Here is a 21,844-nt window from a genome sequence, read left to right as displayed (position 1 = left end):
ATTGATAATTAGTCGCAATATAAGCTTTTGGAGCAAGGCGCCCCTTCAAGCGGCGGCCCGGCATGCTCAGAACAGATATTCTGTCGCAAGGAACAGCAGGCAGCCGACCACGGCGCCGACCAGGGTGCCGTTGACGCGGATGTACTGCAGGTCGCGGCCGACCGCGAGTTCGACGCGCTCGACCACGGTGGCGGTCTCCCAGCCGCGGACCACGTCGGCCACGAACTGCCCGATATCCTTGCGCCACGGCTCGACCAGGGCGACGGCGGCCTCCTCGATGCGACGGTCCATGCGCGCCTGCACTTCGGGATCATCGGCGACCGCGCTGCCCAGGCTGCGCAGCGCGCCGGAAAGCGCCTGGCGCAGGCGCGAGTGGGGCGCGGCGAGTTCCTCCTCCAGGCCGCCGCGCAGGCTCTGCCACAGGGTGGCGGTGTAGTCGCTGAGCTGCGGCGTCTCCAGCAGGCGGTCGCGCAGGGCGTTCACTCTGGCCCGGTGGGCCGGCGAGCGGCGCAGGTCGTCGACCAGCCGCGCGATCGCGGCGTCGAAACTGTCCCGCGCCGCATGGTCGCGATCGCGCAGGCTCTGCAGATAGTCCTCCAGGCCCGCGGTGATGGCCTCGGCCACGCGGCGGTCGACCCGCTTGGGTATCCACCAGTCGCTGCGCTCCTCCACGACCTGATGGATCTGGTGCTTGTGCGCGGCGAGGTAGCGGGCGACGGCGTCCAGCATGGTGTCGAACAGTTGCTGGTGCATGCCGTTGCGGCGCAGCACGTCGACCAGCGCGGCCAGCACCGGCGCCAGTTCGGTCTCACCAAGGCGGCGGCGCAGCATGACCTGCATCAGGCGGGCCATCTTCTGGTCGTTCAGTGAGCGGAACACGAAGGCCAGCACCACGACCAGGCGGTCGGCGACGAGGTCGGCGTTCTCCTTCTCGCTCAGCCAGAGGCCGAGGCGCCGGCTGACGCCGGCTTCGCGCAGCCGAGCGGCGACCAGCTTTGGCTCCAGGAAGTTTCGCTCGATGAAGCGGCCAAGGCCCTGGCCGATGCGGTCCTTGTTGCGCGGGATCACCGCGGTGTGCGGGATCGGCAGGCCGAGCGGCCGGCGGAACAGGGCGGTCACCGCAAACCAGTCGGCCAGGCCGCCGACCAGCGCCGCCTCGGTCCCGGCACGCAGCAGGTCGATCCAAAAACCGTCCACACCATAGGTAGACCCGAACCAGGTCGCCCCGGCGTAAGTCGACCCCATGACGACCAGCAACGCCGTGGCGACGCCGCGGTGGCGGCGCAGCGCCCGGCGCTGGTCCGCCGCGTCGGACCCCGCGGCGCCGGCGAGATCCGCTGCTGAGCCTTCGGAAGAATACGCCACCTGGTTCTCCGCTGCCATGGGCCGGCACCACCGCTGTGCTGCCGCGAGCCAAGCGCTGCGGCCGCGGCGATACCGTCATTGCACAGATAGATAGGGATGCCGGTCCGGCGTCGACGGACTTTTTCGCGCGCTTCGGCTAGCCGGCCTTGGCCTTGGCCCCGGGATTGTCGGCGTCCTTACCGCCGGCCATGCGCGCCATGACCTGGTCGTGGCGGGCCGGCAGCAGGGTGGCGAGGAAGCGGCCAACCATGCGCCGCCCGGCCGCGTTGTCCATGGCATCGGGGGTGACGTGCATGCGAATCCACATGCCATCGGTCAGGGTGGCCAGCGCCTCGGCCAGGGTCTCCGCGTTCCACGAGGGGTCGGCGATGAGGTCCTCGGCCATCCTGCACAGAGCGGTCAGCACAGCAGTGTGCTCGGCGTCATAGGTGTCGCAGATCTCGGCGAAGACCGGGCGCGCCTTGGCCTCGCCCCAGAAGGAGTTCCACAGCGCCAGGTGGCGGCGATTGCAGATGCGCTCGTCGAGGTCGGCGCCGACCATGGCGAGGATCTTCTCCACCGCATCGTCCGGCGCCGCCGCGACGGCGGACTTCCAGACCTCGGTGTATTCCTCGTAGTGGTACTTGAGGGTTTCGGCCAGCAGGGTCTGCTTGTTCTTGAAGTAGAAGACCGCCACGCCCTGGGAGAGGCCGGCGCCGTCCGACACCGTCGCCAGGGTGGTCGCCGAAAGGCCATGCTCGACGATCGAATCGATCGTCGCTTCGATCAGCTGCCGCCGCCGCATGGCGGCATTCTCCACCCGCTCCTTGCGCGGGCGCCCGGCCGCCGGCTTCACCGGCATTCGGCCTTGTACCGAGAATCGACCTTCACCGGCATTCCAATCGTCTCCGTCCCGCCGTGCGTTTCGTCAGGTTTTCCGGGGGGCACACTGCCACAAAGCCCGGCGAATGCCACCCACGCTTTATAGGAGCGCAGTCTATCAAGAAATATTTATTTAAGCGCTCAAAAAAATTATGGACCACCCCCCGGCGCTTGTCTAATCTGGCCTTGAGCCGCTGCCACAGCGGGAAAAGCGTGGACGCGGAGAGGAGGCGAGGGCCATGTCGGCACGGAATGCGGGACGCTATGACGTCATCGTCGTTGGGGCCGGTCACAACGGCCTGACGGCCGCCTGCTATCTCGCCAAGCGGGGCCTCAAGACCCTGGTCGTAGAACGCAACGACTGGATCGGCGGCGCCGCGGTCAGCCGCGAGCTCTACGAGGGCTGGACCTACTCCAACTGCTCCTATGTCTGCAGCCTGCTGCGCCCGGAAGTGGTCCGCGACCTCGACCTGCCGCGCCACGGCCTGCAGGTCATCCCCTACGAAAGCGGCGCGACCTTTACCGACGACGGCGGCTACTTCGCCTACTATTCGGACCACGATGCGCTGCGCCGCGAGATCTCGCGCTTTTCACGGCGCGACGCCGACAACTACGAACGATATGCCCGCGCGGTGATGCGCCAGTGCCGCTTCATCAAACCCCTGCTGATGCGCACCGCCCCCGATCCGGCGAGCAACCGGCCGCGTGACCTTGCCGAGTTGCTCTACCTCGGCCGCCGCTTCCACGACCTCGGTGAGCGCGAGATGGGCGAGACCATCCGCTTCTGGACCATGTCGATCGGCGAGTTCCTGGACGAGTACTTCGAGACCGAGGTGATCAAGGCGCACTTCGCGGGCTCCGGCATCATCGGCACCGGCCTCGGCGTCTATTCGCCGGGTACCGCCTACGTGCTGTTGCACCATTACATGGGCGAGGTCGACGGCACCATCGGCGCCTGGGGCTTCACGCGCGGCGGCATGGGCGGCGTGACGCAGGCCATGGCCAGCGCCCTCACCGAGGCCGGCGGCGAGATCCGCGCCGGCTCCGGCGTCGCCGAGATCCTCGCGAAGAACGGCAAGACCACCGGCGTGGTGCTGGAGAACGGCGACCTGCTGGAGGCACCGACGGTGATCTCCAACATGGACGTGCGGCGCACCTTCCTCAATCACGTCGATCAGAAGGAATTGCCCGACGACTTCACCAAGGCGGTAAAGCGCTTCAAGATCCGCGGCTCCTCGGCCAAGCTGAACATCGCCCTGGACGGCTTCCCGAGCTTCCCCGCCGCCCCCGCCGGCGCGCCCTTCCTCAAGGGCGACCTGCATGCCTCGCAGTCGCTGGAGGAGCTGGAGCGCGCCTACGACGACTGGAAGGCCGGGCGCTGGTCGGCCGAGCCCTACTTCGACATGCTGATCCCGACCTGCATCGACCCCACGATGGCGCCGCCGGGCAAGCATATGATGACGGTCTTCGTGCAGTACGCGCCCTACGCGCTGGCCTCGGGCGAACCCTGGGACGGCCCGGCCCGCGACGCCCTGGCGGAGACCGTGATCGCCAAGATCGCCCGCCACAGCCCGGACTTCCGCGACCTCATCCTGCACAAGGAGGTGCGCACGCCCTGGGACATCGAGCACGAGGTCGGCCTCACCGAAGGCAACATCTTCCAGGGCGAGCTGACGTTCGACCAGATGTTCTTCAACCGCCCGGTGCCCGGCTACGCCGACTACCGAAGCCCGATCAAGGGGCTCTACCTCTGCGGCTCCTCCAGCCACCCCGGCGGCGGCGTCATGGCGGCGCCCGGCGCCAATGCGGCGCGCGAAGTGCTGCGCGACCTTGGCTTCAAGAGCGCCGCGACCTCTGCGGAGCGCGCGGCGTGACGCGCTACGACGCCATCGTCATCGGGGCCGGGCATAACGGTCTTGCGGCGGCGGGCCTGCTGGCGCGCGGCGGCCGCACGGTGCTGGTGGTCGAGAAGAACGACGTTCTGGGCGGCGCCGCCGCCGGCTACGAAATCGCGCCCGGATTCCGCGCGCCGCGCTTCGCCCACCTGCTGCATGCCTGGCATCCGCAGGTCGAACGGCAGCTCGACCTCGCCGCCCACGGCCTTGCCTTCGCGCGCCGCGACCTGGCGACTCTCTCGCTGGCCGACGACGGCAACCACACGATCATCGAACGCGGTGAAGCGCGCCTTGCGGCCGGCAACTCGCTCCCCGACGCGGCGGCCTTCGCTGCGCTTCACCGCCGCCTGCAGCGCTTCGCGGGCGTGCTCGCGGGCAAGCTGCTTCAGGTGCCGCCCCGGCTGGAGAGCCCGGATTGGCGCGACCTCGCCGGGCTCGCCAAGCTGGGCCTCGACCTGCGCCGCCTCGGCGCCGCCGACGCGCGGGAGTTCCTGCGCGTGCTGCTGTCGAATGCCCATGACGTCGTGCTGGACGAGATCGCCGACGGCCCGCTGGCCGGCGCGCTGGCGCTCGACGCGGTGATGGGCGGCCACAGCGGCCCGCGCTCGCCCGGCTCCGCGCTTACCCTGCTCTACCGCCTGGCCCAGGGCGGCGGGCGCCATCTGCCCAAGGGCGGCATGGCCGCCTTCGTCGGCGCGCTGGCCGAGGCCGCCCAGAGTCGCGGCGCCGAGATCCGACGCAACGCCGCCGTCGAAGCCGTCCTGGTCGAGAACGACAGGGTGATCGGCATCCGCCTTGCTGACGGCGAAGCGATGAAGGCGCCGCTGGTGCTCTCCAGCCTCGACGCGCAGACCACGCTGCGGCTGACTGGCGTCGAGCACTTCGATGCCGAGGCGGTGCGCCGCATCCGCCACGTCCGCTGCAAAGGGGTAACAGCGAAGGTGAACCTGGCTCTTTCGGCCCTGCCACGCTTCGACGGCATCGGCGAGGACCTGCTCGGCGGGCGCCTCTTGCTGACGCCTTCGGTGCAGGCGCTGGAGACCGCCTTCGACGCAACCAAGTACGGTGAACTGCCGGCGTGCCCGGCCCTGGAGGTGCTGATTCCCAGCCTCGCCGACCCATCGCTGGTGGATGGCTCTGGCCACGTCATGTCGATCGTCGTGCAGTACGCGCCCTACCACTTGAAGGGCGGCTGGAACGACGCCGCGCGCAGCCGTCTCGCCGCCACGGTGCTGGACCTGCTGGAGCGCCACGCCCCGGGCCTGCGCGATTTGATCGTCGCCCAGGATGTGCTGACCCCGCTGGACATCGAACGCGAGACCGGCGCCTCCGGCGGCCACTGGCACCACGGCGAGCTCTCGGTTGACCAGATGCTCACTCTGCGCCCGGTGAACGGCCTGGCGCGCTACGCGCTGCCGGTCGGCGGACTCTATCTCTGCGGCGCGGCGGCGCACCCCGGCGGCGACATCATCGGCGCCGCCGGCCACAACGCCGCACGCCTTGCAATGAAAGACTGGGCCTTGCTAGAGGAGCGCGTCGCATGACCGCCGGCTTCCTCGACCGTCCGATCCTGGAGCCGGTCGCCGCGGCGACGCCGATGGTGCCGCGCGGCCTGGTGCCCTCGCCCTTCGATGCGCGCCTCAGACCCCTCAACCTGCACCAGGACTGGATGCCGTGGGCGGGACACCTTTCGGCGCGGCGCTTCGACAGCGTCGAGGCGGAGTACTTCGCCATCCGCAACCAGGCGACGCTCTTCGACATTTCGCCGATGCATAAGTACCGCGTCACCGGCCCCGACGCCGAGCGGGTGATGAACCGCCTCATGACCCGCGACGTGCGCAAGATCGCGCCGGGCCGCGTCGGCTATTCCCTGTGGTGCGACGAGGACGGCTTCGTCATCGACGACGGCACCCTGTTTCGCCTCGGCCGCGACGACTTCCGCCTGTGCTGCCAGGAGCCGCAGCTTGGCTGGCTCTCCGACGTCGCCTGGGGCTTCGACGTCACTTTGCGCGAAGAGACCGAGGAAATCGCCGGCCTCTCGCTGCAGGGGCCGACCAGCTTCGCCGTACTGGAGGCCGCGGGTCTCGGCCAGCTCGCGGCGCTGAAACCCTTCGGCGTCGCAAAGGTAGACGACGGCCTGACCGTGTCGCGCACCGGCTTCACCGGCGACCTCGGCTACGAGCTCTGGGTGCCGGCGGGCAGGGCGATCGCCCTGTGGGACCGCCTGTGGGCCGCCGGACACGACTTCGGGCTCAGGCCGATCGGCTACGCCGCCCTGGATATGGCGCGCATCGAGGCGGGCTTCGTGGTCTGCGGCGTCGACTTCAAGTCGATCCACGCCGCCGTCAGGCCGACACGCGGACGCACACCCTTCGAGCTGGACGCCGCACGCCTGGTCGACTTCGACAAAGGCCATTTCAACGGCCGCCGCGCCTTGCTGCAGCACGCCAAGGAGGGCCCGCGCTACAAGCTCGTCGCCCTGGAGGTCGAAGGCAACAAGGCGCCGCACGCCGCCTTCGTCTATCACCGCAAGAAGACCGAGGCCGGCCACATCACCTCGACCCTGTGGTCGCCGACCTGCAAGCGGAACATCGCGCTCGCCATGCTGCAGGCGCCCTACGGCGTCGACATCACCGGCGATCTCTGGGTCGAGATCTATCACGACAAGGAAGGCAAGTGGGAGCGGATCATGGCAAAGGCCTGGCTCACCGAACGGCCGTTCTTCCGCCACCGCCGCCGCTCCCTCACCCCGCCCGCCCGACTCTGACGAGGTTCTGACATGCATGCGAAGGGCCAAGGCCTCCCGCAGATTCCCGAGACGGCGACAACCGGCCTCAGCAACAGCGCGGCGATGATCCGCGCTTACGACAACGACCACTTCCTGCACCCCTGGGAGATGATGGCAAGCCTCGGCGAGGCCAACCGCACCATCTCGACGCGCGCCGAGGGCATCTACGTCTACGATGAGACGGGCCGCCGGCTGATCGACGGCCCCGGCGGCATGTGGTGCACGCAGATCGGCTACGGCCGCCGCGACATGGCCGACGCCATCGCCGACCAGGTGATGAAGCTTGCCTATCACTCGCCGTGGAACACCGCGGGGGAGCCCTCCGCGCTGTTGGCCCGCAAGCTGGCCGAGCTGGCACCGGGCGACCTCAACCACGTGAGCTTCACCACCGGTGGGTCCACTGCGGTCGATACCGCTCTGCGCTTCATCCACTTCTATAACAACGTGCTGGGCCGGCCGGAGAAGAAGCGCGTCATCTCCCGCGAGAAGGCCTACCACGGGTCGACCTATCTCTCTGCGACGATGACCGGCAAGGAACGCCTGCACACGCTGTTCGATACCGAAAAGCGCCTCGTCCACTTCCTGCCCAACGTGAATCCCAACCTCCGCCCGGCGGGCATCAGCGAGGACGAGTGGTGCCGCGCCAAGGTCGCCGACCTGGAAAGCGCGATTTTGGAGCTGGGGCCCGACACCGTCGGCGGCTTCATCGCCGAGCCGATCCTCGCTTCCGGCGGCGTGATCATCCCGCCCGAAGGCTACTTCAAGGCCTGCTGGGAGGTTTGCCGCAAGTACGACGTGCTGTTCATTGCCGACGAGGTGGTGACGGCCTTCGGACGCCTTGGCCACTGGTTCGCCTCGGAGTCCGTGTTCGGCGTGGTGCCGGACATAATCACCTGCGCCAAGGGCCTCACCTCCGGCTACCTGCCGCTGGGCGCCTGCATCATCTCCGACCGGCTGCTGGAAGAGGTGCGCCTGCGCGCCGCGCCGGATCTGATGTTCAACAACGGCTACACCTATTCGGGCCACCCTGTGTGCTGCGCGGCGGCGCTGAAGAACATCGAGATCATCGAGCAGGAAGGCATCCTGGAGCACGTGCGCGACATCTCGCCCTATTTCCTGGAACGCATCCTGCGCCTGGAATCCAACCCCATCGTCGGCGATGCCCGCGGCGTGGGCCTGGTCGGCTGCGTCGAGGGGCGTCTGCAGGGCGGGGTCAATGGCGAAGGCGATCGCCTCGCGCTGGACCGCGAGTTCGGCAACCGCATCGACCGCACCTGCGAGTCCCTCGGCCTCATCGTACGCCCGCTGGTGAACATGTGTGTGTTCTCGCCGCCGCTGGTGATCACCCGTTCCCAGATCGACGAGATGTTCGATATTCTCGAAGCGGCGATCGGCCGGGTGGCGGGAGAATTGGGCATCTAGAAGAGGCCCGCTTCTAGGAGTGTCTGCCTAGATATTTGAATGAGCGCTTAAATAATTCATTGCCGCCCCTCCCGAGGTCGCATACGGTTTTAAGGAGAAAAGCAAGCTGCTGGGAGGCGTTGATGGGGACTGCTTTTCGTCCTCCACGGTCATTCCAAGGCGGCATAACCCGCAAAATGGGGAACCCCGAACGGGGAACCGAAGAACGAGGGAAAGGCAACATGACCACGAAACTGATGACGAGGCTGTTGGGGGGTGCCGTGGGCGGTGCCGCCGTCATCGCCCTGGCGGCAAGCCCTGCCGCAGCGGCGGACGCGGAGCTGACTGTATTCGACTGGGCCGGCTACGAAGATCCGGGCTTCCACGAGGCCTACACGGCGAAATACAACGACTCCCCGACCTTCGCCTTCTTCGGCGACGAGGAGGAGGCCTTCCAGAAATTGCGCGCCGGCTTCACGGCCGATCTCGCCCACCCCTGCTCGCAGAGCGTGGTGAAGTGGCGCGAGGCGGGCCTCCTGAAACCGCTCGATACCAGCCGAATCGCTGCCTGGGACGATCTCAACCCGAGCTTGCGCGACCTGCCGGGCTTCAGCGACGGCGGCAAGGCTTATTTCCTGCCAGTCGACTGGGGTAATACTGCGCTGATCTATCGTGCCGATCTGATACCGAAGGAGGATGCACAGTCCCTCCAGGTCTTCGCTGATCCCAAGTATCAGGGCAGGGTGGCTATAGGCGACAGCGTCGATGACGCCTACGCCCTCGCGTCGCTCGCCATCGGCGTGAAGGACTGGGCGACGCTCACCGATGCGCAGTTCGAAGAGGCTTCCGAATTCCTGCGCAAGGTGCACGAGAACGTGCGCCTCTACTGGCAGGATGGTGCCACCTTGGCGCAAACCATGTCCTCTGGCGAGGTGGTGCTGGCCTGGGCGTGGAATGACACCGCGTTGAACCTACAGGCTGAAGGGATTGACGCCGTGTTAAATCGCGATACGAAGGAAGGTCTGTCGTCGTGGGTGTGCGGCTACTCCCTATTGGCCGGAAGTGAAGGCAGTGAGGAGAAAGCCTACGACTTCATGAACTCTGTCGTTTCTGACGAGGCAGCTCACTATCTCGTCACCTCCTGGGGCTATGGGCATGCGAACCAGACGGCCATGCAGGGAATGGATCAGGCTGAGCTTGCCAGCATGGGATTTGACGATTTTGAGAGGTTCCGCGCCAACACCCTGTGGCAGGGACCGCTGCCCACCGAGCTGCGCGAGAAGATGATCGCCGAGTTCGAAAAGATCAAAGCAGGCTTCTGACGGACCGCGACCGTCAGGGTCCTCTTTGACGAAACCGCCCCCCCAAAAGGGGGCGGTTTCTTTTTCTTTCTCCTGCCGTGATCGAGCCGGCGCAAATCTACCAACAATTCGTGCTGACGCTGAATTTGGTTGCAACTTATAATTGACATGGGCTGGCTTAATAGCCGGCATGGGGGACAGCCGCTGCCCGACTGCGGCCATCGAGGTTTTCCTGGGGGAGGCTGCCATGGCGCCGGGCCGAACCAGCAGCAACAGCGAGAGCTCGCCGATCGACGACCGCAAAGAACGCGAACAGCTGATCAAGACTTTCGTCATCTATGGCGGACTCACGCTGATTTGCCTCGTTCTAGTTTCGCTTCGCTGGGTCACCACTTGCTCACCAGCACTTTACCTCGCTGCCCTGGGTGGCGCCGGTCTTGTGTACCTTGCCGCTTCCCTGGGCGGCAGCTTCCTAGGTTTCCTCTTCGGCATTCCGCGAGCATCCCCGGACAGGAAAGGAGCAGGTGATACAGACAACGGCACGGACAATTTCCTGGGCGTCAACACCAATCTTGAGCAGATATCCGACTGGCTAACCAAGATCCTTGTCGGGGTCGGCCTCACTCAGCTGCCCGACATCGGCACGAATATCATGAAGGTGGCAACGGTCTTGGCGCCCGCCCTCAGCATCGGCAGAAATGATACTGAGCCCGTCGCCCTCACCGCGGCCATATTGGTGGCCGGCACGGTGACCGGCTTCCTCTTCGCCTACATCTATACCCGGACCTTCGTCGCGCTCTTCTTCCGGCGCAGCGCCCATCGCGAACTTGGCCTTCTGAAGACAATGAATGCACTGCTCGACGAACTCCTGCCGGAATCACCGAAGCAGGAATCCTCTGCGGCCGTGTCCGAGAAGGTCGAAAAGCTGGCGCTGGTGGACACCAGTCAGCTGACAACAGCGACGGGCGTGCGTGCGGTCGGCAAGGCACGGTTCTGGAAAAGTGACATGTCGGGTGCCGCCGAGGCATTCAAACGCGCCTTGGAATTGGAACCGGATGATATCAAAGCGCGTCGCGACTACGGACGCTCCCAGGTTCTGCTCGGCCTCGTCAAAGAAGGGCTGAAAGAACTGGAACTGGCCCGGAAAGCTGCGGAAAAGGAGAACCCTGCGCTTGCACAGGAGATCGAACTCTATCAGGTATGGGGCTACCTCTATCTCCATCAGGAAGACGGCTACAAGGAGGCGATTGAGCGTGGCGAAGCTCTGCTCGCGAAGGAGCCTCACCTCAGGCGCAATGCCCAGCTGAATACTTATCTCGCCTGTGCCTACGGTCAGGCTCATTCTTCAGCTCAAAGGAGGCAGCAACCCGATGAAGCCGCAATGTGGAGAGACAAAGCGGTCGCGGCGGTCAGAGCCGTGCGTAATGCTCCAGATTCCGAAAAGTGGGTACTACTACTGAAGCGGCTCCTTCGCCCGAATTCCAATTCGTACGATCGGGATCTCGAGTCCCTTCAGGGCGACGATGAGATCGAGCAGTTGCTGCCCCCATCTCATTAACCGCGTATGCGGCTGGAAGCGTCAGCGTCCCGCCATCACTTCTTCAGCGCCTTGCCCTTTTCGTTGATGCGGGACTGGAAGGTCGCGGCGGTGACCACCACGCGTTCGTGGCGGCCCTCGCCGATCAGGTCCATCTCGTCGCGGGCGCGCACGGCGAACAGCAGCTTGCGGCCGTTCACCTCGATCAGCTCGGCTTCGGCCTTCACCGTCATGCCGACCGGCGTCGCCGCGATGTGGGTGATGTCGAGATGGGTACCGAGCGACTGCTTGCCTTCCGGCAGCAGGTGCTCGATGGCGGCCAGCGCCGCCTCCTCCATCAGGCTCACCATCTTCGGTGTCGCCAGCACGGCGATGCGGCCGGAGCCGATGCGCGGCGCCGTGTCGCTGGTACCCACCATCATCTCGGCCTCGCCGGTGAGACCCGCTTTGATCCTGTCCAAAGGCGTTATGTCCTCTCTGCCCGAATGCTCTCGGCGAAAGCAGCAATGCGACTCTCAGCTTAGTGGACCATTCTTAAGGGATTGCCGCGCCGCGCGCCAATTTCATTTGCAGGACAGGGGGTTGCCGGACTGAAACCTGGACCGGAGGCGCCCCCTTATCCCTCCAGGGTCAGCGGACGGCCGAGGCGGCTGGCAACGAGCAGCAGGAAGAGCGCGCCGAAGGCCGCCATCAGGACCATGAGGCCGTGTTGCGGCCAGAGATCGACGGCGGCCCCCGCCGCCGGCGGGCCGGCGATGTTGGCCACCTCGTAGGCGATGACGAAGACGGCATTGGCCGCGGCCAGCAGCGCACCGCGGAAGCGCAAGCCGAGGGCCGCCAGCGCGATGGAATAGATGCCCCAGGCTGCACCGCCCCAGGCGAATAGCGTCGCCGCCAGCATCAGCGGCGCGCCGAGGCACTGCGTCGCCAAGGCCGGCGCTACCAGGCAGACCATGGCGCAGAGCGCCATGGCGACCCGGTAGCCCAGCGCATCGGCGAGCCAGCCGAGGGGATACTGCAGCACGATGTTGCCGGTGACGAAGACGGTCAGCAGGGTGACGGTGAAGCTCTCCTCCAGGCCGTTGCGGATGCCCCAGATTGGCAGGAAGCTGAAGAAGGCGATGTCCACCACGCCGGCCAGGATCGCCGCTGCGAAGATCGCGGGCGCGGCGAAGAGGATACCGGCGTAGGCCGCCTTGCGGGCGACCTCCAGCCGCGGCGCGCGTCCGCGCACCAGCAGGATCGGCAGCAGAGCCGCGCCACTGATCAGGGCAAAGGCGAGGAAGGGCAGCGATCCCGCGCTGCCCAGCGCCGTCAGCAGCAGCGGCCCGACGACAAAGCCCATCGCCATCACGCTGCCGTAGAGGGCGACGAGGCGGCCGCGGCCGCCGGCAGCGGCGGCGGCATTGATCCAGGTCTCCGTCACAATCCACGGACCGGCAGCGGCGAAGCCGGCGACGAGGCGCAGGGCAAACCAGGCGGACACCGAGGAGAACACCGGCAGCAGGGCGATGGAAAGGATGGAGATGAGCCCGCAGACCAGGATGGTGTCGGCCGTGCCGAAGCGGCGCAGCAGGCGTGGCACCAGCGAGGCGGTGGCGATGGTGCCGACGGGCTGCGCGGCGACCACCAGGCCGATGATCGCGCCGTCGACGTCCTGTCCCTCAAGGGTGAGCGAGATCAGCGGCGTCAGGCCGCCGAAGGAGATGCAGAACGAGAACACGCTGGTGAAGAGGGCCACGAGCGGCAGCCAGTCCGGCCGCGCCGGCTGCAAACCACCTGAAGATCGATCCGGCATCATCGAAGATGACTTCCAAGAGACAAATCACGCCGGCGCCTCGGCCTTGGCGCCTCAGAGCAGCGGCACCAGCGACTCCGGCCCCCAGCCGACCTGCACTTTTTCGCCGGCTGCGAGGCTGCGCCGGCCGATGGTGTTGCGCATGGAGACCACGATGGGTTTCTCCAGCGAACCGATAGCGATGGAGTAGTAAGTCATGTCGCCGTAGTAGGAGGCCTCCACCACGGTGCCCTCGACCACCCGGTTGTGCCCGCCGTCGCCGTCGAACACCAGGGTCATCCGCTCCGGCCGCGCGCCGATGGTGAGCCCGCCGTTCGCGAGGGTGGATCCGTTATAGGTGACGCCAGCCGGCTTTCTCACCTCGGCGCGGCCGAAGCCGGCGACGTCGACCTCGATCATGTCGTCGCTCTCGCGCAGCATCGCGGCCTGCAGGAAGTTCATGCCGCCGATGAACTCGGCCACCACGCGGTTGCGCGGATGCTGGTAGATCTCCTCGGGCCGGTCGCACTGGGCGATCTTGCCGCCGAACATCACGGCGATGCGGTCGGACATGGTCAGCGCCTCCTCCTGGTCGTGGGTGACCAGGATGAAGGTGATGCCGACCTGGCGCTGCAGGTGGCGCAGTTCCACCTGCATCTGCTCGCGCAGCTTCTTGTCGAGGGCGGAGAGCGGCTCGTCCAGCAGCAGCACCTTGGGACGCATGATGAGGGCACGGGCGAGCGCCACGCGCTGGCGCTGGCCGCCGGAGATCTCGTTGCTGCGCCTCGCCCCCAGGTGCGCCATGTCGACCTGCGCCAGCGCCTCCTTCACCCGGCGGTCGCGCTCCTGACGGTCGAGGCGCAGCTTGCGCAGACCGTAGGCGACATTCTGCGCCACCGTGAGGTGCGGGAAGATCGCGTAGCTCTGGAACACCATGTTGGTCGGTCGGCGGTTGGCCGGCACCCCGGTCATGTTCTGGCCGTCGATGCGGATGGCGCCGGAAGTGGGATCGTCGAAGCCGCCGATCTGGCGCAGCAGGGTCGTCTTGCCGCAACCCGACGGGCCGAGCAGCGAGAAGAACTCGCCCTCGCGGATCTGCAGCGAAACGTCGTCGAGGGCGGTGAACTCGCCGAACTTGCGCGTTACGCGGTCGATTTCGATGATGTTCCTGTCGTTCACAGAAATCCTCCGGTGGAACTGGCGCCGGCCCGGCGCGCCGCGCGCCGCCGCATGATCTCGGCAACCGACAGCAGGAAGAAGGAGGCGACCAGCAGCAGACTACCCAGCGCCAGCACGTCGGGCAGCCTGGAGGGAAAGCGCAGCTGACTCCAGATGTAGACCGGCAGTGTCGGCTCGGTGCCGCTGAGGAAAAAGGCGACGATGAATTCGTCGAGCGAGATGGTGAAGGTGATGAGCAGGCTGGACAAGATGCCCGGCGCCACCATGGGCAGTGTTACGCGGAAGAAGGTCATCGCCGGCCCCTCACCGAGATCGAGCGAGGCTTCCTCGAGGCTGCGCTCGAAGCCCTCGAAGCTGGATGACAGGACGGCGATGGAGAACGGCACGCACATCAGGATGTGGCCGAGAATGACGCTGAACAGCGACAGGCTGAAGCCGAGCTGCAGGAGGACGACGAGCAGCGAGATGGCGACGATGATCTCCGGCAGCACCAGCGGCAGCATGATGAGGGCGGCGATACCGCCCTTGCCGGGAAAGCGGTAGCGGGTCAGCGCCCGCGCGCCACAGATGCCGAGAACGGTGGAAATCACCGAGGTGGCGATACCGACCTCCAGGCTGTTCCACAGCGCGCCCTGCATGGCCTCGTTGGACCACAGGTTTTCGTACCAGCGGGTGGTGAAGCCTTTCAGCGGGAAGGCGACGATGGCGGAATCGTTGAACGAGAAGATCGGCAGGAACAGCACCGGCAGGTAAAGGAACACGAGGTAGAGAAGGGCGTAGATGCCAAGCGGCCGGATCTTCATGAGGGCACTCCGCTATCGGAACCGCGTGCCGAGCTGGCGCACCAGCAGGGCGAAGGCCAGCGAAGCCGCGGTGACGATGACCATGGTGGACACCGCCAGCGCGGCGCCGAGCGGCCAGTCGTTGGCCTTGCCGAACTGTACCTGGATCATGTTGGCGATCATCAGGCCGTCCTTGCCGCCGACCAGACGCGGCGTCACGTAGTCGCCGACCGTCGGAATGAAGACGATGAGCGCCGCGGCCACCACGCCGGGCAGCGATAGCGGCAGGGTGATGCGCAGGAAGCGCCGGAGTGGCCCGTCGCCCAGGTCGGTCGCCGCCTCCAGCAGGCTGCGGTCGATCTTCTCCAGCGACACGAAGATCGGCAGGATGGCGAAGGGCGCCCAGGCGTGCGCCAGGGTGATCACCACGGCGTTCACGTTGTAGAGCAGGAATTCCATCGGCTGGGCCAGGATCCCTAGCTCCATCAGGCTGGCGTTCACCACGCCGTTGTAGCCGAGGATGATCTTCCAGGCGAAGACCCGCAGCAGGTAGCTGGTCCAGAACGGGATGGTGATGAGAAACAGCCACAGCGCTTTGCGCTGGCCGCCGTGGAAGGACAGATAGTAGGCCATCGGATAGGCCAGCAGCACGGTGATCGCCGTCACCACGGCTGACACCCCGAGGGAGCGGAACATCAGAGTGCGGTATAGCGGATCGCTCCAGGCCTCGCGGTAATTGGCGAGGGTCGCCGTGCGGTCGATGGTCAGGTAGTCCTGGGTCCAGAAGCTGAAGGCGATGATGACCAGGATCGGCGCCACCAGCAGCAGCAGGGCGTAGAGGAAGGTCGGACTGACCAGGGCCAGACCGCGTGCGCTCTCGTTGCGCGAGAGCCGCGCCCAAAGACCCTCCGCCCGCGCGGCCAGAGTCCCGCCGCTCATCGCGACCATGGTCGCGGCCCTAGGCGGCGCCTACGGCATTGGCGAAAGCCGTGACTGCCGCGCCCGGCGGCAGATGCCTGATTCACTCCCTGGCCCCCTTTAGCCGGTTCGTTGCCGGCCCTGCTTTTGTGGTTCGTCCGCCGCCCTCCGGCGGGATCCGTCACGCCACGCCCGACGTCGCGATGTCGTGGGCCAGCCGCTTTATTGTTCCCGGCGCCGGCGCCTGCTTCTGGTTCAGGATCGGCAGCAGTTCGCGCAGCTGGTCATGATAGCTTCGCACGCCGTATTCCAGATCCGAAAGCATGATTCCATCGTAGCCGCTCGATTTGGCGGCCTCGCAGGACCAGATGGTCAGCTGGACGTCCTCCAGCACCGTGTCGCGATCGATGCGGGTGCTGAGGTAGCGGGCGAGGCGCATCTCGCGCGTCTCGTTCTTGTACTTGTAGGTCGCGCCGCGCTGCAGGGTGAGACCGGCGTGCACCGGGAACTCCTGATAGAACATCACGCTTTCGGGATAGAAGGTCATCACCGTGTTGGGGAACAGGCCGAGGTAGACCCACGCGCGCTTGTGGCTCGCCGGCAGGTTCGGCATGTCCGGCACGATATTCTTGTAGGCGCGCACGCTCCACAGCTTGCCCGGCCCCTCGTTGAAGGGACCGAAGGAGCGGTTGGCCCCCTTTGCCATCGGCTCGTCGAAGTAACCGTGGCCGTAGAGGTCCTGCAGGCCGGGATGCGCCATCGGCACGTGGTAGCCCTCGTTGTCGACGTCGCGCACGGCCTTCCAGTTCACCGCCGTCTCGGATTTCCAATAGCCACGGTAGGCCGGTTCCATTTCCGGGACGTTGTAGAGCGCCGCCTCGGCCTCGAAGGGCGCCATGACATCCTTCACCGCCGGCTGCGGGCCGGGCTTGAAGCGCACGAAGACGAAGCCCTGCCAGATCTCGTGTTCGACCGGCTTCAGGCCGAACTCTACCGGATCCAGCTTGGGCAGACTCCTCGGCTTGGCGGCGCCGCGCAGGGTGCCGTCCAGATTGTAGCTCCAGCCGTGAAAGGGGCAGACCATCGCCGAGCGACACTTCCCCTTGGTCTTGGTGGCCACGCGCGAGCCGCGGTGGCGGCAGACGTTGTGAAAGGCGCGCACGACGCCGTCGTCGCCGCGCACGATGAGCGCGCGCTCACCACACATGTCGAAGGTGACGTAGTCGCCCGGTTCCGGCAGGTCGCCCACGTGGCAGGCCAGCTGCCAGTGGCGGCGGAACAGCACCTCGGTTTCGAGGTCCAGCAGTTCGTCGTTGAAATAGGTCCAGCCCGGCAGCCCGGAACGATCCCACCCCTCCGGGATTTCAAGTTTTTCCAATGAGTTACGCACCGAGCGTCTCCGTTATTTAAATGAGCGCTCAATTAAATTATCACCTTGCCGAGGCCTTGTCACCTGCCGCGAGCCGGCGATCCGAAGACTTCGGAAATATCCGCTGCGGAACAAGATGTTAGATGGTGCGCGCGCCCTGTCGCCGGCCGGGTTATCCAAGAGCGGCCGGCAGACCGGCCCGCCCGGAGGCGGCGTGCCCATCGATTCTGGACAAGTCGGCGCGCATCTGTGATCTCTGTCGCTGTTGGTCATCCAAAGGGCGCGGTCTGGTCGCTTGGCATATTCTGAGAAAAAACGTGAGAATCGCTACGTCAACGATCTCAGGCGTTACGGTTACGGACAGTCGCTGTTCTTCGACCTGCGCAGGATCGTTGTGCCCCTCGGGTTCTCGGTTCTGTTCCTGGCAGTGGTCGGCAGCGCCGTCGCCGGCTATCAAAGCACGATCAGCGAAGACTGGCTGATCGTCGCCGTCGCTGCGGTGGTCGGCGGCTACATGGCCCTGAACATCGGCGCCAACGACGTCGCCAACAACATGGGCCCCGCCGTCGGCGGCAAGGTGCTGACCGTCCTGGCGGCGGTGGTGATCGCCGCGGTCTGCGAGGCTGCGGGGGCGCTGCTTGCCGGTGGCGACGTCGTGAAGACCGTTTCCAAGGGCATCATCTCGCCGGGGCCGGACGTCAGCGTCGCGATGTTCCGGGACCTGATGCTCAGCGCGCTGTTCGCCGCCGCCCTGTGGATCAACCTGGCGACGATCCTCAATGCCCCTGTTTCGACGACGCATTCGATCGTCGGTGGCGTTCTCGGCGCCGGCATCGCGGTGGGGGGCTTCGGCCTGGTCAACTGGACGACGATGGCCGCCATTGCTGCGAGCTGGGTGATCTCGCCTGCGTTCGGCGCCGGCTTCGCCGCTCTGATTCTCTATTTCATCAAGGTGAAGATCCTCTATGCCGAGGATCGCCTTACCGCCGCGAAGACCTGGGTGCCGGTCCTGATCGCGCTGATGGCCGGCGCCTTCACCGCCTACATGCTGTTGAAAGGCCTCAACAAGGTCTGGCATCCCGGCGCGGTGGAGATTGTCCTCCTCTCGGGCCTGGCTTTCGTGGCGGCCTATGCCGCAGCGCGCCCCTATGTCCGTGCGCGCGTCCGCGGCCTGGGCAACAAGCGGTCCGACATCAACCAGCTGTTCGACGTCCCGCTGATCGCGGGCGCCGCGCTGCTGTCTTTCGCCCACGGCGCCAACGACGTCGCCAACGCGGTCGGTCCGCTCGCCGCGATCGTCTCGACCGTGCAGCAGTCGGGCGGAATCGCAACCCAGGTTACGATTCCGCTGTGGGTGATGGCGGTCGGTGCCTTCGGCATTGCGCTGGGCCTCGGCCTCTTCGGGCCGAAGCTGATCGCGGTCGTCGGCGAGAAGATCACGCGGCTGAACTCGCCACGCGCCTACTGTGTCGCTTTGTCGGCGGCGGTGACGGTGCTGATCGCCACGACCCTGGGGCTGCCCGTCAGTTCGACGCACATCGCTGTCGGCGCGGTGTTCGGCGTCGGCTTCCTCCGCGAGTTCCTGGAAAACCCGAACAAGCGCAAACTCAGGCCCGGCCACAAGCTGAACGCGACCGCCGAGGATGCCTTCAACAGCCGTGGCTTCCGCTCCGTGCGGCTGCTCGTGCGGCGGCGCTTCGTGTTCTCCATCGCCTCCGCCTGGGTAATCACCGTGCCGGCGTCAGCGCTTCTGGCTGCGCTGATTTATGGCGGCCTGCAGCTTCTGTGATCCACGGCCGCAGGTCGTCGAACTGCTTGATCAGCGGCAGGAGATCCTCGCGGTAGGCGACTCGCGGCGCGTCCTCGATCAACGCCCAGTGCCGCTGACGCCGATCCTTCTCCGGCCATTCGTCGACCTGCTCGGTCACCAGCAGCGGGTAGTAGGTGACCGGCAACGCGACCTTGCCGGAAGTGGTTTGCTTGGTGACGACAACCGTTATCGGAAAGTCCGCGAGAACGATGCCCTTCACGCCGGCTTCCTCGAAACCTTCGCGCAGGCAGGCCTCCAGGTGCGTCTCGTTCGGCTTGATCTTGCCTTTGGGCAGAATCCATCTCCCGCGGGTCTGCGAGGTGACGAACAGGACCGCCACGGCGGTGTCTCTCGTATCGAAGGGGATTATGCCGACGCGATGCATCTCATGACCTTGGTTTGCGGCTTGCGGGACCGTTGCAGGTTGGCATGCACGAAATTGAGTGTCGGCCAGGACCATAGCGGGATCAAGCCCAGACTCCGCCGCGGGGCCGCCCCTATTCCGCCGGGGCGACCTGCTGGGAAAACACGGCACCGGTGCGCGGCAGGAAGCTCACCGCCAGGCAGATCGCCATCGCGAGGACGGCCATGATCGCGAAGAGGACGGCAAAGCCCCCTTCGCGGTAGACGAAGGATACCAGCGGGATGGCGGTCGAGCTGATGCCGAAGCCGACGATCAGGCGGCCGGCGAAGGCGCGGCTGCGCCATTCGCTCTTGCTGACCCGGGCGACCAGCACGTCGTTGATGGGGATCTGCCCGAACACCAGCAGCATGAATCCCAGCGCCGTCACCAGCGCCGGCACGCCCGCCAGATTCATCGTCACGAAAAACAGCGGGGCCTGGAAGCCGGCGACCAGCAGGAAGATGGTGCGCGCCGAGTGGCGGTCGAGCAGGTAGCCGACCACGAGCTGGGCCAGAGCCGCCGCCGCGAAGACCAGGAAAGCCCACCAGCCGACCTCGGTCGGCGTGGTGGCGAAGTCCGCAAGCCTTTCGTCGAAGATCTTGGGCAGCGCGAAGGTCATGCACTGGAAGATCATGCTGCCCAGCGCCGTGGTGAGGAAAACGATCGTGAAGATGCGGATCAGCGTCTGGCGCTCGACCTGTACCGTGCCCGCCGATGCCCGCGCCGCGGCGGCACCGCTGCGGATCGCCTCGGCCCGTGCGTGCCGGCCGCTCCAAACCAGCAGAGCATAGGCGGCGCCCAGCCCGATCGAGACAAGGCCCGGCAGAATGAAGGCGGCCTGCCAGCCCTTGGTGTCGACCAGGAAGCCGGCGACCAGCGCTGCAGACGCCACGCCCAGGTTGCCAAACACGCCGTTGACCGCCAGCGGCATGCCCGCCTTCTGCCGGCCGTGCACCACCATGGCGATGCCGACGGGATGGTAGATGGAGGCGAACACGCCAACGAGGAAAAGGCAGGCCCCGAGTTCCAGCGGCGTCGTCGCGAAGCCGGCCAGAATCGACGCGGCGCCGATGCCGGTGAAGAAGACGATCATCATGCCTTCCCGGCTCCACTTGTCCGCCAGCCAGCCCGACGGGATCGCGCCCAGGCCGAACATGACGAAGCACGGCGTCGCGTAGGGGATCAGCGCATCGTAATCCATGCCCCACTGCGGACCCAGCGCCAGCACGACCGTCGCGATGATCAGAATGAAGAAATGGTCGAAGAAATGACCCAGGTTCAGGAAAAGGAAATTCAGCCGCTCATGCATCGGCGCCTCTTCGGCAGCTGTTTCGCTCTGCCGCCCAGCTTGTGCCCTTTGAGGCCTGCCTGTCTCGCGAGACTAAGACATACAATAGCGCGATTCAGCCAGCAAATACCTCACGCCACGCTGCCGCGGGGACCGCGGCGATAGGCGCTGGGACTGACCGCGAAGTGCTGGCGGAAGATGCGCGAGAAGGCGGAATGCGAACCGAATCCGCAGCGCACGGCGATGACCTGCATGGAAAGGCGGGTATCGAGCAGCAGGCGGCGGGCGGCCTGTAGGCGCAGGCGCAGGTAATAGGTGCCGGGGCCCATGCCGAGCGCCTGCTTGAACAGCAGCTCCAGGGTCCGCACGGAAACCTCCAGCCGCTTGGCGATGGCCGCCGTGGTGAGCGGGCTGTCGAGGCGCTGCTCCATCAGGCGGATGGCGGCGGCGACCCGCGGCTCGTAGCCGGCAAGGCGGCCGAGCGAGACCAAAGGCTGGGCGTCGCTCGCCGCGTGGGCCTCGTCGTAGATGAAGACGCTGGCCACCTCCAGCGCCAGGGCATAGCCGAAGCGGCTGCGGATCAGGTGCAGCATCAGATCGAAGCTGGGTGAGGCGCCGCCCGCGGTGAAGACCCGCCCGTCGATGACGAAGCGGTCCGGCAGCAGGTTCACCTCCGGAAAGCGCTGGCCGAAGTCCTCCAGATCTTCCCAGTGGGTGGTCGCCGCGCGCCCGTCCAGCAGGCCGGCGCGGGCCAGGAGCCAGCTGCCGGCCTCGATGCCGCCGAGGGCACGGAAGTTGCGCGCCGCCGCGCGCAGCCGGGTCAGAACCTCCCTGCCGGCATGGCGCTCCTGGTAAAACCCGGCGACGACGATGAGGACGTCGCCGGAAAGCTGGCGGGTAAGCGCGCCCTCGGCCGCCACCGGCACGCCGCAGGTGAGTGTCGCCGGGCTGCCGTCGGGCGTGACGATGCGCCAGGAGAACAGCGGGCGGCGTGCCAGGCGGTTGGCCGCGCGCAGAGGGTCCAGCGTCGATGCCAGCGACAGCATCGAGGAATCGGGCAGCAGCAGCAGGGTCACCGCGAGGGGATCGTCCGCGGGCGCAAAGATCGAGCTTTCGCTTTTCATCAATTTGTATTCGTAAATCGTCAATTCTAATTCGGCAAGGGCGTCA

General features: G+C 66.3%; 18 protein-coding genes. 7 read left to right on the top strand and 11 right to left on the bottom strand.

Features of this window, described 5'->3' with window-relative positions; all coding sequences use genetic code 11:
- Positions 1 to 66: 66 nt before the first annotated feature.
- The gene (locus tag WDC82_RS08345; RefSeq protein WP_340116798.1) at positions 67 to 1,365 is read right to left on the bottom strand and encodes a DUF445 domain-containing protein; all 1,299 of its coding nucleotides are present in this window, start codon (positions 1,363 to 1,365) and stop codon (positions 67 to 69) included.
- Between the two features lie 136 nt (positions 1,366 to 1,501).
- Positions 1,502 to 2,206 (bottom strand): TetR family transcriptional regulator C-terminal domain-containing protein, encoded by a 705-nt coding sequence (locus WDC82_RS08340; RefSeq protein WP_340116797.1) that lies wholly within the window; start codon positions 2,204 to 2,206, stop codon positions 1,502 to 1,504.
- A gap of 259 nt (positions 2,207 to 2,465) precedes the next feature.
- On the opposite strand from WDC82_RS08340, the gene WDC82_RS08335 reads away from it, so the two are divergent.
- The 6 genes from WDC82_RS08335 to WDC82_RS08310 all read left to right on the top strand — a co-directional run bounded on the left by WDC82_RS08335 (position 2,466) and on the right by WDC82_RS08310 (position 11,169).
- Positions 2,466 to 4,100, top strand: a complete 1,635-nt coding sequence (locus WDC82_RS08335) for an NAD(P)/FAD-dependent oxidoreductase (protein ID WP_340116796.1) — start codon at positions 2,466 to 2,468, stop codon at positions 4,098 to 4,100.
- On the top strand, positions 4,097 to 5,665 hold the full coding sequence (locus WDC82_RS08330; RefSeq protein ID WP_340116795.1) for an NAD(P)/FAD-dependent oxidoreductase: 1,569 nt from the start codon (positions 4,097 to 4,099) through the stop codon (positions 5,663 to 5,665). Before WDC82_RS08335 ends, WDC82_RS08330 begins: the two co-directional genes overlap by 4 nt.
- Positions 5,662 to 6,888 carry an aminomethyltransferase family protein gene (locus tag WDC82_RS08325; RefSeq protein ID WP_340116794.1) on the top strand — a complete coding sequence of 409 codons (1,227 nt, stop codon included), beginning with the start codon at positions 5,662 to 5,664 and terminating at the stop codon, positions 6,886 to 6,888. Before WDC82_RS08330 ends, WDC82_RS08325 begins: the two co-directional genes overlap by 4 nt.
- A 12-nt stretch (positions 6,889 to 6,900) precedes the next feature.
- Complete coding sequence (locus WDC82_RS08320) at positions 6,901 to 8,331, top strand: aminotransferase (RefSeq protein WP_340116793.1); 1,431 nt, start codon at positions 6,901 to 6,903, stop codon at positions 8,329 to 8,331.
- A gap of 221 nt (positions 8,332 to 8,552) precedes the next feature.
- A complete protein-coding gene (locus tag WDC82_RS08315) occupies positions 8,553 to 9,632 on the top strand; it encodes an extracellular solute-binding protein (protein WP_340116792.1) in 1,080 nt (359 codons plus the stop codon).
- A 169-nt stretch (positions 9,633 to 9,801) separates the two neighbouring features.
- Positions 9,802 to 11,169 carry a hypothetical protein gene (locus WDC82_RS08310; protein ID WP_340116791.1) on the top strand — a complete coding sequence of 456 codons (1,368 nt, stop codon included), beginning with the start codon at positions 9,802 to 9,804 and terminating at the stop codon, positions 11,167 to 11,169.
- 35 nt (positions 11,170 to 11,204) lie between these two features.
- Here the strand turns inward: WDC82_RS08310 and WDC82_RS08305 are convergent, their stop codons facing one another.
- The 6 genes from WDC82_RS08305 to WDC82_RS08280 all read right to left on the bottom strand — a co-directional run bounded on the left by WDC82_RS08305 (position 11,205) and on the right by WDC82_RS08280 (position 17,194).
- On the bottom strand, positions 11,205 to 11,609 hold the full coding sequence (locus tag WDC82_RS08305) for a thioesterase family protein (RefSeq protein ID WP_340116790.1): 405 nt from the start codon (positions 11,607 to 11,609) through the stop codon (positions 11,205 to 11,207).
- 155 nt (positions 11,610 to 11,764) lie between these two features.
- Positions 11,765 to 12,949, bottom strand: a complete 1,185-nt coding sequence (locus WDC82_RS08300) for an MFS transporter (protein ID WP_340116789.1) — start codon at positions 12,947 to 12,949, stop codon at positions 11,765 to 11,767.
- 51 nt (positions 12,950 to 13,000) lie between these two features.
- Positions 13,001 to 14,104 carry an ABC transporter ATP-binding protein gene (locus tag WDC82_RS08295; RefSeq protein WP_340116788.1) on the bottom strand — a complete coding sequence of 368 codons (1,104 nt, stop codon included), beginning with the start codon at positions 14,102 to 14,104 and terminating at the stop codon, positions 13,001 to 13,003.
- Complete coding sequence (locus tag WDC82_RS08290; RefSeq protein ID WP_340116787.1) at positions 14,101 to 14,907, bottom strand: ABC transporter permease; 807 nt, start codon at positions 14,905 to 14,907, stop codon at positions 14,101 to 14,103. Before WDC82_RS08290 ends, WDC82_RS08295 begins: the two co-directional genes overlap by 4 nt.
- A gap of 12 nt (positions 14,908 to 14,919) precedes the next feature.
- The gene (locus WDC82_RS08285; protein ID WP_340116786.1) at positions 14,920 to 15,834 is read right to left on the bottom strand and encodes an ABC transporter permease; all 915 of its coding nucleotides are present in this window, start codon (positions 15,832 to 15,834) and stop codon (positions 14,920 to 14,922) included.
- A gap of 151 nt (positions 15,835 to 15,985) precedes the next feature.
- A complete protein-coding gene (locus WDC82_RS08280; protein WP_340116785.1) occupies positions 15,986 to 17,194 on the bottom strand; it encodes an aromatic ring-hydroxylating dioxygenase subunit alpha in 1,209 nt (402 codons plus the stop codon).
- A gap of 274 nt (positions 17,195 to 17,468) precedes the next feature.
- On the opposite strand from WDC82_RS08280, the gene WDC82_RS08275 reads away from it, so the two are divergent.
- Positions 17,469 to 18,962 carry an inorganic phosphate transporter gene (locus WDC82_RS08275; RefSeq protein WP_340116784.1) on the top strand — a complete coding sequence of 498 codons (1,494 nt, stop codon included), beginning with the start codon at positions 17,469 to 17,471 and terminating at the stop codon, positions 18,960 to 18,962.
- Here WDC82_RS08275 and WDC82_RS08270 read toward each other — a convergent pair.
- From WDC82_RS08270 to WDC82_RS08260, 3 genes are all read right to left on the bottom strand, one after another.
- The gene (locus tag WDC82_RS08270) at positions 18,901 to 19,368 is read right to left on the bottom strand and encodes an NUDIX domain-containing protein (RefSeq protein WP_340116783.1); all 468 of its coding nucleotides are present in this window, start codon (positions 19,366 to 19,368) and stop codon (positions 18,901 to 18,903) included. The two genes, WDC82_RS08275 and WDC82_RS08270, sit on opposite strands and share 62 nt — an antisense overlap.
- 112 nt (positions 19,369 to 19,480) lie before the next feature.
- Positions 19,481 to 20,695: an MFS transporter gene (locus tag WDC82_RS08265; protein WP_340116782.1), complete on the bottom strand. Its 1,215-nt coding sequence runs from the start codon at positions 20,693 to 20,695 to the stop codon at positions 19,481 to 19,483.
- A 110-nt stretch (positions 20,696 to 20,805) separates the two neighbouring features.
- Positions 20,806 to 21,798, bottom strand: a complete 993-nt coding sequence (locus WDC82_RS08260; RefSeq protein WP_340116781.1) for a GlxA family transcriptional regulator — start codon at positions 21,796 to 21,798, stop codon at positions 20,806 to 20,808.
- Positions 21,799 to 21,844 lie beyond the last annotated feature (46 nt).

The organism is Pelagibius sp. 7325, from assembly GCF_037652055.1.
GTDB lineage: Bacteria > Pseudomonadota > Alphaproteobacteria > Kiloniellales > Kiloniellaceae > Pelagibius.
The sequence above is the reverse complement of the archived record's forward strand: the minus strand, read 5'-3'. Positions and strand labels throughout refer to the sequence as shown.